The following is a 16,350-nucleotide window of genomic DNA, read 5'->3' as shown; positions in this document are numbered from 1 at the left end:
TGGTTAATTGCGTGACAGCCTGATTGAGAATTTGGAGGGTATCATGTTACGAGTTGTTTTTGGTCTATTCGCTTTATTTTTCATCGGGTTATCTCAAACTCCCGCGGCGAAAGCCGACTCGCTTGTTCCTCCATTCCGCTTTGTAGCAACCAAAGATGTCGATTTTTATGGCTCTGATTTACAAGCGATTTTCGATACCGACCTCAAGTCCTGTATCCGCGTCTGCGTAAATCAAGACAATTGTGCGGGCTTTTCCTTCAATTCCAGGTCGAATTCTTGCTTCCCTAAGAGTGAAATAGGGGACTCCACGGCCTATGAAGGGGCGTTCTCCGCGTTTAAGCAGCAAATCCCATCGGTGATTCGCGCAAGGGGCGAGTTGAGGGCTTCGGAGCTATCGTTCGTCAAACCCAGAGATCTGAACCGCGCCCGTGATTTGGCGCGCGACATTGGGTTGCGTCATCCGGCAGGAACCCGCCGACAGGATCGGATGATCGAAGCCGCCCACAACCGGGCGCGTGTTGGGGATTATCAAGCCGCGATGCGTTGGATGGGCTCCGCGATTTCGCTAGGGGATCAAGCGGAGCTATGGGAGGAATATGCCGGATACCTGCTGCGCCTAGATAACGTAAGTGGCCGCCAGCGCGAATACCGAGAGCGCGCTCTTTCGGCAGCACTAAACAGTTACCTTCGTAGCGAAACGGAAGGGGGCAGGGTCACAGCATTGATCACCACTGCCAAAGCCCTGAAAAAACTGGGTCGTGGACGAGACATGTTGCCTGTCCTGCGTCTTGCCGAAGATATCCAACCCCGCCAATCCACTTCAGAAATGTTGGATGATGCAATTGCTAAGTATGGTTTCAGAGTTAGCGACAGCACAATTGAAAGCGACAGCGCAGCACCGCGCATTTGCATAGAGTTCTCAGAGATGCTGGTTAAAACTGGTGTTGACTACAGTGATTATCTCAAATTGCCGGACACCCGTATGGTGGCAGAGGCCGATGGAAAACAGCTGTGCATTGACGGTGCCGAACATGGTCAGCGCTATCGTCTTACTCTGCGTCGGGGACTGCCTGCTGCGAGCGGTGAGATGTTGTTTCGAGATATTGAACTGACTCATTATGTTCGGGATCGCAGCCCTGCAGTCCGCTTTCCTGGTCGTTCGTATCTGCTGCCTAAATCTGATCTGGCGGCGTTGCCCATTGAAACCGTGAACCTGACAGAGGTCGACCTACGCCTGCGCCGGGTCAGTGATCGAAACCTACTGCGTGCAGTGCAAGACGGGTTGTTTGGCCGCCCACTATCACAGTGGCAGGACGAGTATTTTTCCAAGGATATCGCCCAGGAAGTCTGGACTGGCTCTGCCGAGGTCCAAGGGGACTTGAATCGCGATATGACAACCAGGCTGCCATTGGCCGAGGCGATCGCAGGGCAGCCGGTTGGCATCTACGCGCTAAGCGCACGCATTCCCGGTGCTGATCCCTATGACAATCCGGCAGCAACCCAATGGTTTGTACTGTCAGATCTGGGCATCAGTTCGATGTCTGGTTCGGACGGTCTGCATGTGCAGGTGAACGGGCTTTCTGATGCCGCTGCCAAATCCGGGGTCAAGATTACTCTGGTGTCACGTGCCAATGCGGTGCTGGGCACTGCTGAAACCGATGAAACCGGATATGCCAGTTTTGCGCCGGGTCTGGCCCGTGGTCTTGGGGCCTCTGCGCCCGCAATGCTTTTGGCGCAGCAAAATGATACGGATTTTGGCTTTCTGTCGCTGACCGATCCTGGTTTTGACCTGTCCGACCGTGGAGTCGAGGGACGGGCTGCTCCCGGTCCTGTTGATGTGTTCCTGGCGACTGATCGCGGAGCCTATCGCGCGGGTGAGGTGATCAATGTCACTGCTTTGGCTCGCGACAGCAAGGCGCGAGCAATTGAAGGACTGCCATTGATTGCTATTCTGTCCCGTCCTGATGGGGTGGAGTACAGCCGACATATCTCGGACGGTGGTCAGATGGGCGGGCATGTTTTTGCCCTTCCGGTTGGAGTGTCCGCGCCGCGTGGCACTTGGCGGTTGGATATCAAGAACGACCCCAAAGCCCCTGCTTTGACCAGTCGTCAAATTTTGGTCGAAGATTTCTTACCTGAACGCATTGATTTCACCCAAACACTTCCCACTGCTACCCTACGTCCAGGTGACAGCCCACCGCTAAATATTGAGGCGCGTTATCTGTTTGGTGCACCCGGTGGAGATCTTAAGATCGAGGGTGAAGTCAGCCTCCGGGCTGCTGCGACGGTTGAGGGTTGGCCGGGTTACCGCTTTGGCCGCTATGATGGGCGTAGCACCACTCAGACCAGCTATTTCGGCGGTGACAAAACTGACGCTGCCGGACTGGCCAGCGTTGCCATTGAAATCCCCACCGGCGCAGCCGAAGGCAAACCAATGACGGCAACGGTCACCACGCGCATTGCAGATGGCGCCGCTCGCCCCGTTGAACGCCGGCTTTCCGTTCCTGTGCGGCCAGATGGACCCGTCATCGGAATTAAACCTTTGTTCGAGGACGAAGTGAGCGAAGGCAGCGAGGCCGCGTTTGAGGTGGTGGCCCTCAGTCCGGATCTGCAGGCGATGTCGATGCCGGTGAAATGGACTGTGAATCGGGTCCGGACCCACTACCAGTGGTACCAGCTCTATGGCAACTGGAACTGGGAACCAACCACCCGACGTACCCGCATTGCCACCGGTGAGGCCATGCTGTCTGAGGTACCATTGGCGCTGTCCCAACCAGTGGACTGGGGCCGGTATGAGCTGGTGATCGAACGGCTGGATGGGACTGAACATGTTTCGGCTGCGCTGGACTTTTACGCCGGCTGGTATGCTCCGGCAGATGGATCTTCGACGCCAGATAAACTGGAGCTGTCACTCGATAGTAAAACCTATCAGCCCGGCGATACCGCCCAGCTGCGCATCGTGCCACGCGCGGCAGGAACCGCCCTGATATCGGTGATGTCGAACCAGTTGATTGAACGCCACGCAGTAGAGGTCCCTGCTGGGGCTTCGGTCATTCCGCTCACCGTGACCGAGGACTGGGGCAGTGGTGCCTATGTCAGCGCCATGGTGATCAAACCAATGGAAGGCGCAACGGATAAAATCCCAGCGCGGGCATTAGGACTGGCGCATGCCAGTGTCACCCAACCTGGTCAGCAGTTGATCGTCACCGTTGACGTTCCAGAGGTCGCGCGCCCACGCGGGACCGAAACTGCCAAAATCCACGTCGATGGCGCAACTGCCGGGGATGAAGTCTGGTTGAGTGTTGCAGCGGTGGATTTAGGTATCCTCAACCTCACAGGTTTTAAGAGCCCAGATCCCAGCGCATATTTCTATGGTCAGCATCGTTTGGGAATGGAGCTGCGGGACGTCTATGGCCGCCTGATTGATGGTCAAAACGGTGCATTGGGACAGGTTCGGTCCGGTGGTGACGCTGATACTGGCCTTGCCATGCAATCGCCGCCACCGACGCAAGATTTGATGTCGGTGTTTTCTGGTCCCGTTCAGGTGGATGCCAATGGTGAGGTTGATTTTCCGATCGACCTGCCTGCCTTTAATGGCACCGTTCGGCTGATGGTGGTGGCTTGGTCTGGCCGTGCTGTTGGTCAGGCGGAACAGGATATGCTGGTGCGCGATCCAGTGGTGGTTACGGCCTCAGCCCCTCGGTTCCTGGCGCCCGACGATACCAGCCGGGTGTTGCTGGAAATTGTCCATGCTGATGGACCAAGTGGTGAAATGGCCCTTTCTGCGCAGATCTTGGGTGAAGGGCTACAACTTGGCCAATTGCCCAGTTCGGTGGCACTTGCTGATCAGGGAAAACTCACGCTGGAGCTACCGGTGACAGCTATACAGGTCGGAAATCCAGAGATTGAATTGACACTGACCACGCCAGGTGGGCAGGAGCTGGTACAAAATCTGCGTCTGCCGGTTCGTGCCAATGATCCAATGGTGTCACAGACACGGCGGTTCTCGCTTGCATCGGGGAGTACTTTCAGGTTCAGCAGCGATGTCTTCTCGGGTTTGCGAGCGGGTACTGGACGGGCGGTTATGTCAGCTGGGCCATTGGCAAAATTTGATGTGCCGGGACTGCTCAGCTCCTTGGATCAGTATCCCTATGGCTGCACTGAGCAAGTGACCTCCAAGGCGATGCCTTTGCTTTATCTATCGTCTGTTGCGCAGGCGTCAGGGCTGGGTGATGGCCCGGCTGTCAAGGCGCGGGTGCAGGATGCAATCGCCAAGGTGCTGACCCGTCAGGCCAGCAACGGTGCCTTTGGATTATGGCGTGCTGAAAGTGGTTACTTCTGGCTGGATGCCTATGCCAGTGACTTCCTCAGCCGGGCGCGGGCACAGGGGTATGATGTGCCTGAACAGGCCTTTCGCCAAGCGATGGATAACCTGCGTAATCGTGTGAACTATGCTTCGGACTTTGACCATGGCGGCGAAGACCTGGCTTATGCCCTACTGGTATTAGCGCGTGAAGGCGCGGCAGCAATGGGGGATCTGCGCTACTATGCTGATGTAAAAGGCGAGGATTTCGGCTCTGCTCTGGCGGCGGCACAATTGGGGGCGGCCTTGGCAGCTTATGGTGATCAGAATCGCGCCGACAAAATGTTCGCACGGGCGGCTTACAAACTTGGCCGTTTCACCCCCGAAGCCTCACTGTGGCGCGCAGATTTTGGCAGTAATCAACGCGATATAGCTGGTGTTCTGGCCTTAGCAGTTGAGGCTGGCAGCGATGCAATCAATCGCGATGACCTGAGCAATCGCATCGTGCGCGCCAGCACTCAGCGGTCCACACAAGAGGCTGCATGGACGCTGATGGCGGCGCAGGCACTCATAACCACACCTGAGAACTCGGGACTTCTGGTCGATGGTCAACCAGTTCCCGGCGCCTTTGTGCAGGTGTTGGAAGGTGATGCAAGCGGGCAAGCTATTGAAATCTCTGCGGCATCCGGTCGTAGCACCGATATCACCCTGACCACCTTGGGTGTGCCAGAAATAGCACCCGAAGCTGGAGGCGCGGGCTTCACGCTGCAGCGTCTTTACTACGAACTGGACGGCACGCCGATTGAACGCAGTGATTTTGCCATAGGTGAGCGGTTTGTCACGGTGTTGCGGGTCATCCCGCATGAGGATCTGGGTGCACGGTTGATGATCAACGACCCGTTGCCTGCCGGCTTTGAAATCGACAACCCCAACCTGCTGCGCTCCGGCGATCTGCGCGATCTGGACTGGTTGAAACTGGCCGAAGCAGAACATGCAGAATTCCGGTCAGACCGGTTTCTTGCAGCGGTTGATTTGCGTGGTACAGGGCGGGTGACACTTGGTTATATTGCCCGTGCCGTGACGCCGGGTAGCTTTCACCACCCTGCAGCCTCGGTCGAGGACATGTACCGCCCAGCCTACCGTGCCCGCACGGCGACTGGTCGCGTTACAGTCCGGTGAAACCTGAACAGCAATATTCGAAGAATGCCTCCACCTCACTGGGGGAGGTAAGACGCAGCCCGAGTTATCGTTCACTAAAAAAATGGAAAAGGTGGGCGGTCGGATCTGCAATATTACTTCTTTTTCTCGCCTTCATTGGCAGTCATGCCTTTAATAGCTGGGTTGATCGTACCGAATTGCCTGTCACGTTGGCTGAAACATCGACCGAGATCCGGGATCGCAATGGAGCATTGTTGCGCGCTTACCCGGTTGGGACAGGTATATGGCGGTTGGCTGTACACCCTGATCAGGTGGATCCCGAATATCTGACGATGTTGGTCCGCTACGAAGACAAGCGATTCTGGTCACACTCTGGTGTGGATCTCAGAGCGATGGCGCGGGCGGTTGGGCAAGCCGTGTGGAATGGTCGGGCTGTATCGGGGGGATCTACGCTGACCATGCAGGTGGCGCGGCTGCTAGAGGATGGCAGCACCGGACGCTGGTCAGGTAAGCTACGTCAAGCGCGGTTGGCTCTGGCATTGGAACGGCAACTGACCAAACAGCAAATTCTGACCCTCTATCTGACCCACGCGCCTTATGGCGGGAATCTGGAAGGTATCCGCGCAGCAACGTTGGCATGGTTTGGTAAAGAGCCGAACCGGCTAACGCCTTCTGAGTCAGCATTGTTGGTGGCCCTACCACAATCGCCCGAGCGCCGTCGCCCCGACCGGGCAGTTGAAACAGCACAACGCGCGCGTGACAGGGTGCTGGTCCGTATGGCAGGTCAACAGGTGATCGACGACGAAGAGATGATGGTGGCACAGCGCGCACCAGTTCCACGCCAAATGTTGCCGTTTGCTCAATTGGCGCCACATCTGTCTGACCGGATGCGGGCCGAAGACCCGACAACGACGCAAATTGATCTAACGGTTGACGCAGGTGTGCAGGAGCGCATGGAGCAGCTGTTGCACAATGCGGCCCAACAGGGCGGCGCACAGATGTCAGCGGCACTAATCGTGGCAGATGTCCAAACCGGAGATATCCTTACCTCGGTTGGCTCACCAGGCTACCGCGATGGGAGCCGGCTTGGCTATGTAGATATGACCCAGGCGCTGCGCTCTCCCGGATCTACTTTGAAACCTCTTATCTACGGGTTGGCCTTTGATCAGGGGTTGGTGCACCCCGAAAGTTTGATCCATGACGGCCCCGTCAACTTTGATGGCTATGCACCGCAGAATTTTGACGGCGAATTTCGCGGAGATCTGCGGGTGCGTGAGGCGCTGCAACAGTCGCGCAATATCCCGGTGGTGAAACTGACAAATGAGTTAGGTGCACCCAGAATTATGGCGGCCTTGCGCCGGGCAGGTGCCACGCCCAAACTCCCCGGTGGAGTACCGGGACTGGCCATTGCATTGGGTGGGGTTGGCGTCAGTTTACAGGATTTGGTTCAATTGTACGCTGGATTGGGTGCTGGAGGTCAGGGGCCGGTGTTGCGGTTGCGGCTTGACGCCGAGCTGCAAAATCAGGGTCGGTTAATCTCAGACGTGGCGGCTTGGCAGGTGATGGACATTCTACGCGGGTTGGCGCCACCACCGGGTGCGCGTGCAGGTGTGTTGGCCTATAAAACCGGGACATCTTATGGGCATCGTGATGCTTGGGCTTTGGGCTGGGATGGGCGTCATGTAATTGGCGTTTGGGTGGGACGCGCCGATGGGACGCCGGTGCCCGGGGTGTTTGGTGGCAGTTTGGCCGCACCTGTGTTGTTTGAGGCTTTTGGCCGGTTGAAGCCTGAGTTTGAACCGTTACCACCGCCACCTCCCGCAACGCTGATTGTCAGTTCGGCGGAATTGCCGCAGCCGCTGCGTCGTTTTCGTCCCCGCACTGCGGCTTTTGAAGAACCAGCAGGTGCGCCGCAACTGCTATTTCCACCAAATGGAGCCCGGCTGGCACTGAGGGATGGCCCCTTGACCCTAAAACTTCGCGGAGGCGCAGCCCCGTTTCTGGTGCTGGCAAATGGGTTACCGGTGGCGCAGGGACAGCATTTACGTGAGTTCGAAATCCCAAATCCGGGGCAGGGGTTTTCTGCATTGGTGGTGGTGGACAGTGAGGGCCAATCTGCCCGCACAAGGGTGCGCGTGGAATAGCTCTGTCATGCTAGTATTGATGATCTCCCGCACCCGCGCGAGCCACCGGCTAGTGCCGGTACCCCTTGCGGATTTGGGCGTAGCGCCGCGCGTTGCGCGGCGCTACGCCCAACGGGAGGTCAGCCTCCGATAGGAGGTGAGCGACGGGCGGGAGTGGTGGATTTGAAAATCATCGCCGACCTTCGCGCATCCAGGCAACCGTGATGAAGAAAGACGCCAGCAATAGCACTAGCCACGGTGGCATCAACTGTGATTGCACCACTGACAAGGTTTCATAGGCATCACGCGGCGTTAATCCGATCCAGCCTCTTCCTGCCGCCGGCCGTCCGGCGCGGATGTTGCGCAGGACAGGAACACCATCTTGCAGTCGCAATAGACCACCACGGGTGGGTTTGATCACGGGCTGCAAGACGTCTGCCGTGGCCATGGTTTCCTCGAACTCGCGTGGGGCGGCAGGGCCCAGACCAATGACGGCGGATTGGTTTCCCTCGCTGAGACGATACAGTCCGATTTCAGGCCCTTCAAAACTGGTCTCCCATAGCCCCGGAACACGTTCGGCCAGGGTAAGTTCTACTGTGGCGCCGTCGGGTTGGGTGATTGTGACCGGGCCGATAGTGTCGTCCAGCGTGCGGCGTAGGATGCGCATACGTTGACCCGTGGCCTCGGCCCAGAGTGCTTCCTCTTCCAGCTCCGGTTCTTTCATCATCCAGTGTGCCAGTCGACGCAGTAATTCCAGTTGTGGCCCGCCGCCTTCGTAGCCACGACTCCAGAGCCAGGCATGATCCGAGCCCAATAGGGCTACCCGACCTTCACCCACTCGGTTCAGTACCAGTAATGGGCGATCTTCCAAGCCTGACATGACCACATGCCCCTGTGGTTGATCTATCTCTATTTGACGCAGCCAACGTCCCCAGGTGCTGACGTCACCTAGATCAGCGGTCACGGGATGTCGTTGTCCAAGATCGGTCACGGAAGGCTGATAGGGCAGTTCAATAACCCGCGCGGTTGGGCGTGCAGGAAGGACGGTGGATAGGGGGGAGCGATAGATGCTGTCGGCAGTGGCGAAATCGGGCCCGGCGGCCACCAAAACAGCGCCCCCCTTGGCCACGTAATCGGCGACATTGTCCAGATAGATCGCGGGCAATATTCCGCGCCGCTGATAACGATCAAAAATGATCAGGTCAAAATCGTCGATCTTTTCCAGAAACAGCTCACGAGTGGGGAAAGCGATCAGAGACAGCTCGTCCACCGGCACCCCATCTTGTTTTTCGGGAGGGCGCAAAATGGTGAAATGGACCAGATCCACAGCACTGTCGGATTTGAGAAGGTTGCGCCAAGTGCGGCTACCGGGATGAGGTTCACCTGACACAAGCAATACGCGCAGCCGGTCACGCACTCCGTTGATCTGTACCAGAGCAGTGTTGTTTCGCGCGGTCAGCTCGCCCGCTTCTTCGGGTACCGTAAACTGAATGACGTTGCGCCCCCCGTGAGGCAGGGTCAGCGGTAGATCAATGTCGGTGCCAATCGGCAAAGTAAAACGTTGCGGGGGTTCCCCGTCGATTGAGATCTCTAAAGGTGCCAGAGGCGTGTTCTCTGGTGCGGCGCCCTGATCCTCGATGCGCAGGGTCAGGGTTACAGGCTCCCCGATGATCGCAAACCCTGGCGCGTTTCGAACGATCAAACGGCGATCCCAATCGGTTTCTTTGCCGGTCATCAACAGGTGGAGTGGCGCTGGTAGGGCCGGCGCATCTTGAACATCGTGAACCTGACCATCCGACAGTGCAATGATGCCTGCGATCCGGGCGCGGGGTTCTTCGGCCAAAGCTTCGGAGATTGCGGTCATTAGCTGCGAGCCGGTGTCTCCTTCACCGTCTGCGAGCGAGATCCAGCGGGTCTCGGTATTGGGGCGATCTGTCAGATGCTCGGTCAGTTCCTGTTTGGCATCGGCCAGTTGGGTGGCTCGATCTGAGAGTTGGTTGCTGGCTGTTTCATCTGTAACCACGAGAACGATATCGCTCAGTGGTGCACGATCCTCGACCTGATAGACAGGTCCCGACAACGCGGCGAGCAGAACCAAAGCAGACAGAGCGCGAAGCGCCCAACCGGACAATCCCCGCCATAGGGCTGCCACGATGCTGAGCAGTGTAATTGCAGTAAGTACCCAGATTACCACCCAAGGGACCAGCGGATCAAAAAGGATTGTCTGAGTCATTGTCCCAACCTGTCCAGCAGTGCAGGTACATGTACCTGATCGGATTTGTAGTTTCCGGTCAGCACATGCATCACCAGATTGACACCAAAGCGATAGGCCAGCTCGCGCTGACGTTCGCCGGCAAAGCCACGTCCCACTGGCAAAAGTGGTCGCCCGTTGCCGTCTACCGCCCAGGCCGCACCCCAGTCATTGCCGCCGATCACTACCGGTGTCACCCCGTCGTTAAGATTGCGAAATGGCATGCCTTCTATCTGTTCTGCATCAGCTGGTGCTGCTTCGACCCAAAGCTCGCCCCGCTGGTGACGGCCGGGAAAGTCTTGCAGTAGATAAAAGGCGCGGGTCAACACATGATCTGCCGGTAGAGGTTCCAGAGGCGGAATATCCAATGGGCGTGCCAGTTGTTGCAGTTTGCGGGCGTTGGGGCTGTTGGCACCTGATCCGGCAAGGTTTGCATCCCGCGTGTCGAACAACACCATACCGCCGGCGCGAAGGTAAGCGTTCAGCTTGGCATAGGCCTCGACGGAGGGGATCGGCTGATCGGTAGTGATTGGCCAATACAGTAACGGATAATAGGCTAGCTCGTCGCGTTCCAGATTTACCCCTACCGGTTCTGACGGCTCGATTGATGTCCGAAATCTCAATGTGCTGGACAGCCCGCGTAACCCGTCGTGGGCAATTCCATCCACCTGATCAACTCCGGTCAACACATGTGCCAGTGCAAGCTCAGAGCTGAGGCCTAGCAGACCCTGATCCTGTTGTGCCTGTGCCTGATACGCTGGAAGGCCCAGTCCGCCAGCTAGGACAAGGACTAAGATCATGGCGGCGCTGCGCGATCGATGCAACAGGCCGGAAACCAACAATGAAGCCGCCACATCCAACGCCAGCAAGACCAATGCCAAGCTTAACAATATTCCACCCAAAGCCCGTTCCGGAGCCGCAACTGTTCCGATAACCGGTACACCCGCAGGCCAGGCCGAAGGACGCAGAACATCATCGGGTCGTAGCACATTCCGCGCCAGTTTCCGGCTGCCGCTGTCATAAAGTCCTGGACGCAGATCAGGGCCGACAAGCTCAGTCATCAATTTTGGCCCGTCCACACCTGACAGGGTGCCTGCGTCGCTGAGACGACCAAACCCATCCAGAATACCAATTGGTGTCCAGGTTGTTCCTTCCATCTCAGCAAGGCTTGGAGGTTTGGCAGCGGTTGAAACAGCCAGCCGTTCCAACATATCAACGAACAAGCCAGAGAGAGGCAGGGTGGTCCATTCGGCATTGGCTGTGACGTGGAACAGGACAATCTGACCCTGTCCCAGGGTCTTGCGGGTGACCAACGGGGTGCCATCACCCAATTCGGCAATCACCCGTACTGCCAGATTCGGGTCTGGTTGGGCCATGACCTGAGCGCTGACTGTAACCTCGTCCGGGATGGCCAAACCATAAAAGGGAGAATCCTCGACAAAGGGAGCCAAGGTTTTGGGTTCGCCCCAACTCATTGCGCCACCTAGGCTGCGGCCACCGCTACGCAGCCGTACGGGCATCAGCGGGTGCTCTTCAGAGCGGGAAATGTCGCTGGCTGCAAGCCGAGGCCCGGCAAATCGCAACAGCATGCCGCCTTGTTCAACCCAGTCAGTGAGTTTTTGTTCTTCATCCGACGCCAGCTGTGCCACATCTGCTAATATGATTACATCAGGGTTGGCGGGCAGCAGATCGCCCAGTGCGCCTTCGTACAGCTCAGCAGTGGGGGCCAGAGCCTGACGCAGGTAATGCAGCGGTGATAGTAATACCAATCCCTCGTTGTCAGTCTGCGACGAAATCAGTGCAACTTCGCGTCGGCGCAGGCTGTCGTCGGTCAGGGCGACCATACCAGCAGATCGTGCGCCTTTCAGTTCAAACCGGGTAATGCGGGCGCGTAGCTCTGAGGGCAGGATCAGCTTGGCCGAGGCAGCTTCTGCGTCCGGAGAAAACTCTGCGGTGGCAGAGGCGAGTACTCTTTTGGTACCGCCGGGGTCACGCCCCTGAGCCAGAACGGTGACTTGTTCAGCTGAACCGGGTGTACTGCGGATAACCTGCAATTCGATAGCGCCATCGGCGAATTTTGCAGGCAGCAGCCCCAGTGTATTTATGGCGGTTTGATATATTTTCAGCTCGCCGCGATCGCGCAAGGTTGCTGTCAGTTGATCGCGATTGGAGTAGTCTAACCCGTCGCTAAACCACAGGGTGTCAAATTCAACCTCGCTCGCGACGATGTAATCCAGTGTAGCAGTGATCTGGTCTGGACTTGGCTGCCAGGGTTGCGGCAACAGTCCTGCCACCCGCTTGCGCCAGACATCAGCTGACAGGAACTGCAGCGGCTCAGGCGTCGTTAGCCGTATCACTGCCACAGTGCGCCCGGCACGGCCTGCTTCGTTTAGCTGCGCAGTAATCTGGTCACTGGTCTGGGTCCAGTGATCGGCACCCGCCCAACTGGCATCCAGCACCAGCAACAGTGGTCCGTTACCTGTATTGCCCTGTGTGGGGTTCAACACAGGTCCTGACAATCCGATGATAGCTGCCGCAACCGCCAGCAAACGCAAAAGTAACAACCACCAGGGAGTGCGGTCTGATAGGCTGTCGTCATCATTCAGCCCCAACAAAAGCGTCACAGCCGGGAATACCCGCCGCACTGGTGCAGGTGGCACGGCCCTTAGCAACAGCCACAGAATAGGCAGTGCTAGCAATCCCAGCAAAAGCCAGGGCGTGGTAAATCCAATGCCTGCCAATGTGGTCATGAGGTTGAGTTCTCCAGTGCATGATACAGCCATAGCAGCGCTGTCTGAGCGCTGTCGCCGGTGTGATGCAGCCCCATCCGCCATCCGGTAGCCCGGCACAGCTGATCGAGAGCATCGCGCCGCTCTGCCAGGCGTTCAAGATAACGATCCCGCAATGCCGAGGCCTTGAGCGTTTCATGTCGCAGCTGACCTGTGACGCTTTCAAAAACTGTGCGACCGGTGAAGGGAAACTGCTCTTCACTGGGATCTAGTATCTGCAGCAATACCCCGCGCAATCCGCGATCTGCTGCCTTGGTAAGGGCCAGTTGCAACTCGTCAAAAGGGCCAAGAAAATCAGAGATGAACAATCCGCGTGCATGTGGGATCATCGCGTGGTGCTCAGGCGGGGCGTAATCGGTACTGTCGTCGTGGCTTAGGGCCTCAGCCAGACGCAGGATCTGCATATTACCACTGCGCGGCGGCAGCGTGGTCCCCGTCAACCCAACCCGTTCACCCGCGCGCACCATCAGGATAGACGCGGCCAGCGCCAGCTTGCGGGCCCGGTCAATTTTCTGTGGCAGATTGGGGTTTGATGCAAAGCGCATTGAACCACCCTGATCTACCCAGATGTGTACAGTCTGGGCGATCTGCCATTCGCGTTCACGGATGAATTGCTGATCACCCCGTGCCGAACGGCGGTGGTCGACCAGACGACGGCTGTCGCCCGGCTGGGCCGGGCGGTATTGCCAGAAGTCATCACCCATTCCAGCGCGCCTGCGACCATGTTCGCCCAATAGCACCGATCCAGCCAACTGTTCAGCCTGCACCAACAAAGGTGGCAAGCTGTCGGCTTCGACCTCAGCGCGATGTCTGAGGTCCGTGGCGTTGGAGGGAGCAGTGGTGGTCACGCTGCCGCCTTGGCCCGGGTCAGTGAGGTGACAGTGTCGTTGATCAGGTCGGCCAAACTGTCACCGCGTGCACGGGCGGCGAAATTCAGCGCCATACGATGGCTAAGAACGGGGTGTGCCATGTCAATTACATCTTCGGCGCTGGGCACCATATGGCCTTGCAAAACAGCGCGTGCCCGTACTGCCAGCATCAAAGCCTGTGCCGCGCGTGGACCCGGCCCCCAGGCAACAGTCTGTGCGACCTGCTCTGAAGCTCCGGGTTCATCCGGGCGGAAGGCACGAACAAGATCAAGGATCAGTTCAACAATTGACTCGCCTACAGGCATCCTGCGCAGCAGGGTTTGTGCGGCAATCAGTTCCTCCCCTGTGAACACCTGCACCGCCTTGGTGTCGATGGTGCCGGTGGTGGCCAACAGGATCTCACGTTCGGTATCTCGGTTAGGGTAATCCACGTCGATCTTCAGCAAGAACCTGTCCAGCTGGGCCTCGGGCAAGGGATAGGTGCCCTCTTGTTCAATCGGGTTTTGGGTAGCCAACACATGGAAAGGTGCGCCAAGAGGCCGGTCCTCACCAGCGACAGTGACGGTTTTCTCCTGCATTGCCTGTAACAATGCCGACTGAGTGCGCGGGCTGGCGCGGTTAATCTCATCCGCCATCAGCAACTGACAAAACACCGGGCCGGGTACAAATCGGAACGACCGGTGGCCATCTGTGTCGGTATCTAGCACCTCAGAGCCAAGGATGTCGGCGGGCATCAGGTCAGGAGTGAACTGAATGCGGTTGCCATCCAGACCCATCACTGTGGACAAAGTTTCCACAAGCAAAGTCTTGCCCAGACCGGGCAATCCGATGAGCAGGCCATGGCCACCGCAGAGCAATGTGCTGAGCGTCAGATCCACCACCCGTTCCTGGCCTATAAATTGCCGGGTGATCGAATCCCGTGCCTGTTGCAGCTTCTTTTGCAGAGCTTCAATTTCGATCAGCAGGTCGTCGGGTTCGGACATGACATTCCCCTTGTCGCGGATATATGGTGACACTGTATCGTGCTGAGGGGAAATGGCAAAAGTAATGAGCAAACAAAAAGACGTGAGTCCATCCGCCGAAGGCATTGCCGCATCGGTCAAAGCTGCCAAGAGCGGTGGATTACCGCCTGTGCACCTGTGGAATCCGCCGTTTTGCGGCGATCTGGACATGCGGATTGCGCGCGATGGCACCTGGTTTTACCTTGGTACACCGATCGGTCGCTTCGAATTGGTCAAACTGTTCTCGTCGATTCTAAAACGTGAAGACGGCAAATACTTCCTTGTCACTCCGGTTGAAAAGGTCGGCATCACCGTTGATGACGCGCCATTTGTTGCAGTGGATTTCGAAAGCAGTGGCAACGGTGATCAGCAGGTTTTGACATTCGAAACTCATGTTGGAGACAAAGCTGTCGCAGGGACAGACCACCCGATCCGCGTGGTGCGTGATTCTGAAACTGGTGAACCGTCACCATATGTGTTGATACGCGCAGACCTTGAGGCGTTGATAGATCGCAAAAGTTTTTACCGGTTGGTGGATCTAGGCACACATCATGAAGGCTGGTTTGGGCTCTGGTCTTCAGGAGAGTTTTTCCCGGTGATTCCTTCTGCAGACCTGGAAGGCATTTAGCGGCCCGGTCAAATATGCAAAATTTGAACCAATACTCACACTACATTTTCACACTGGTATGGCAGTAATTGATCAATTCGGTCGCTGAATTCCGGATGAGCCAACCGTAACCGCGAAAGATTTCTGATGCCTAAATTCGCAGCCAATATCTCGCTCTTGTTTTCTGAACTGCCCTATCTGGATCGTTTTCAGGCCGCCGCCGCAGCTGGATTCGAAGCTGTAGAAATATTGTTTCCCTACGAAACCGCTGCAAAGGAGACTCAGCGAGCACTGCTGGCCAATGGTTTGGAACTGCTGCTTATAAATGCGCCGCCTCCGAATTATACGGGTGGTGAACCGGGATACGCTGCCATTCCGGGTGGTGAAGATCGGTTCCAGCGCGATATTCGACGAGTGTTGCGGTACGCAGACGTCCTGCGGCCAGGAATTATCCATGTGATGGCAGGATATGAAAAGGGCGAAGAGGCTCTGCAAACTTTTGTCCGCAATCTGAAGTGGGCTGCGGATCAAGCGCCACAGCAGCAGTTCACTATCGAACCGCTAAATAGTGGGGACCAGCCTGGATATTTTCTGGATGATTTTAATCTGGCGCGGGAAATTTTAGCTGCTGTGGAGCGGCCTAATGTGGGGCTGCAATATGATGCTTATCATGCCCAGTTGATCCACGGTGACGCGGCCAAGGTTTGGGACGAATTTTCTGCCAACACTGTCCATGTGCAAATTGGCGCGGCCCCATCCCGAAGTGAACCGGGCAGCGGTCCGGTCGATTTTGACGCGCTGTTCGCGGCTATTGACGCCAGTGCCTATGACGGATGGGTCAGTGCAGAATATAACCCATCAACGGCGCGCACCGAGGACAGTCTGGGCTGGATGTCGTAGCGGTATTCACATGGGCTGTGCAGCAGCGCACTGGTCTTTCCATTCCGTTTATTGCATGTGAACATGCATCACAGATAACCATGAGACGTTGACATGATCCCAGCTCGCTTTGCTCCCATTTTGTTTGGCCTAATCTTGTCTGGAATTATGTCTTGTATCGTGACGCTGGTGGTTTCGATCAAGAATTTCGGTTTTGAGGCCCCGATGTTTTCATCTTGGGTCGCATCGTGGAGCTTTAGCTGGCCAATTGCATTTGCAGTGGTGCTGGTCGTGGCGCCACTGGTGCGGAGGCTGGTAGGGAAATTGGTGAAGCAACCCATCGAAAGTTAGATTTGCAGGTTATATGGGC

Annotated in this window: 9 protein-coding genes; 5 read left to right on the top strand and 4 right to left on the bottom strand. The window is 57.0% G+C overall.

Features of this window, described 5'->3' with window-relative positions:
• Positions 1-43: 43 nt before the first annotated feature.
• Both GO984_RS06640 and pbpC read left to right on the top strand, forming a co-directional pair.
• Positions 44-5,482: an alpha-2-macroglobulin family protein gene (locus GO984_RS06640; protein ID WP_157021744.1), complete on the top strand. Its 5,439-nt coding sequence runs from the start codon at positions 44-46 to the stop codon at positions 5,480-5,482.
• Positions 5,483-5,592: 110 nt separating this feature from the next.
• Positions 5,593-7,605, top strand: a complete 2,013-nt coding sequence (gene pbpC, locus GO984_RS06635) for a penicillin-binding protein 1C (RefSeq protein ID WP_167740257.1) — start codon at positions 5,593-5,595, stop codon at positions 7,603-7,605.
• 169 nt (positions 7,606-7,774) lie between these two features.
• On the opposite strand, the gene GO984_RS06630 is transcribed toward pbpC, so the two are convergent.
• The 4 genes from GO984_RS06630 to GO984_RS06615 are packed head-to-tail and all read right to left on the bottom strand — an operon-like array spanning position 7,775 to position 14,476.
• On the bottom strand, positions 7,775-9,817 hold the full coding sequence (locus GO984_RS06630; protein WP_157021743.1) for a hypothetical protein: 2,043 nt from the start codon (positions 9,815-9,817) through the stop codon (positions 7,775-7,777).
• On the bottom strand, positions 9,814-12,585 hold the full coding sequence (locus GO984_RS06625) for a DUF4159 domain-containing protein (protein WP_157021742.1): 2,772 nt from the start codon (positions 12,583-12,585) through the stop codon (positions 9,814-9,816). Before GO984_RS06625 ends, GO984_RS06630 begins: the two co-directional genes overlap by 4 nt.
• Positions 12,582-13,472 carry a DUF58 domain-containing protein gene (locus GO984_RS06620; protein ID WP_167740243.1) on the bottom strand — a complete coding sequence of 297 codons (891 nt, stop codon included), beginning with the start codon at positions 13,470-13,472 and terminating at the stop codon, positions 12,582-12,584. The genes GO984_RS06625 and GO984_RS06620 overlap by 4 nt, the downstream gene beginning before the upstream one ends.
• Positions 13,469-14,476: an AAA family ATPase gene (locus GO984_RS06615; RefSeq protein ID WP_157021741.1), complete on the bottom strand. Its 1,008-nt coding sequence runs from the start codon at positions 14,474-14,476 to the stop codon at positions 13,469-13,471. Before GO984_RS06615 ends, GO984_RS06620 begins: the two co-directional genes overlap by 4 nt.
• Positions 14,477-14,540: 64 nt before the next feature.
• On the opposite strand from GO984_RS06615, the gene GO984_RS06610 reads away from it, so the two are divergent.
• The 3 genes from GO984_RS06610 to GO984_RS06600 all read left to right on the top strand — a co-directional run bounded on the left by GO984_RS06610 (position 14,541) and on the right by GO984_RS06600 (position 16,331).
• Positions 14,541-15,122: a DUF1285 domain-containing protein gene (locus GO984_RS06610; protein WP_157021740.1), complete on the top strand. Its 582-nt coding sequence runs from the start codon at positions 14,541-14,543 to the stop codon at positions 15,120-15,122.
• A gap of 126 nt (positions 15,123-15,248) precedes the next feature.
• Positions 15,249-16,001, top strand: coding sequence for a hydroxypyruvate isomerase family protein (locus tag GO984_RS06605; RefSeq protein ID WP_157021739.1), 753 nt, complete (start codon positions 15,249-15,251; stop codon positions 15,999-16,001).
• A 93-nt stretch (positions 16,002-16,094) separates the two neighbouring features.
• On the top strand, positions 16,095-16,331 hold the full coding sequence (locus tag GO984_RS06600) for a DUF2798 domain-containing protein (protein WP_138161045.1): 237 nt from the start codon (positions 16,095-16,097) through the stop codon (positions 16,329-16,331).
• Positions 16,332-16,350 lie beyond the last annotated feature (19 nt).

Source organism: Parasedimentitalea huanghaiensis (genome assembly GCF_009753675.1).
Classification (GTDB): domain Bacteria; phylum Pseudomonadota; class Alphaproteobacteria; order Rhodobacterales; family Rhodobacteraceae; genus Parasedimentitalea; species Parasedimentitalea huanghaiensis.
The sequence above is the reverse complement of the archived record's forward strand: the minus strand, read 5'-3'. Positions and strand labels throughout refer to the sequence as shown.

Bases quoted from the DNA above. Each gene is read 5' to 3' on its own strand.
- GO984_RS06610 (WP_157021740.1), top strand. From the start codon at position 14,541: ATGAGCAAACAAAAAGACGTGAGTCCATCCGCCGAAGGCATTGCCGCA.
- GO984_RS06615 (WP_157021741.1), bottom strand. From the start codon at position 14,476: ATGTCCGAACCCGACGACCTGCTGATCGAAATTGAAGCTCTGCAAAAG.
- GO984_RS06640 (WP_157021744.1), top strand. From the start codon at position 44: ATGTTACGAGTTGTTTTTGGTCTATTCGCTTTATTTTTCATCGGGTTA.
- GO984_RS06600 (WP_138161045.1), top strand. From the start codon at position 16,095: ATGATCCCAGCTCGCTTTGCTCCCATTTTGTTTGGCCTAATCTTGTCT.
- GO984_RS06605 (WP_157021739.1), top strand. From the start codon at position 15,249: ATGCCTAAATTCGCAGCCAATATCTCGCTCTTGTTTTCTGAACTGCCC.
- GO984_RS06625 (WP_157021742.1), bottom strand. From the start codon at position 12,585: ATGACCACATTGGCAGGCATTGGATTTACCACGCCCTGGCTTTTGCTG.
- GO984_RS06630 (WP_157021743.1), bottom strand. From the start codon at position 9,817: ATGACTCAGACAATCCTTTTTGATCCGCTGGTCCCTTGGGTGGTAATC.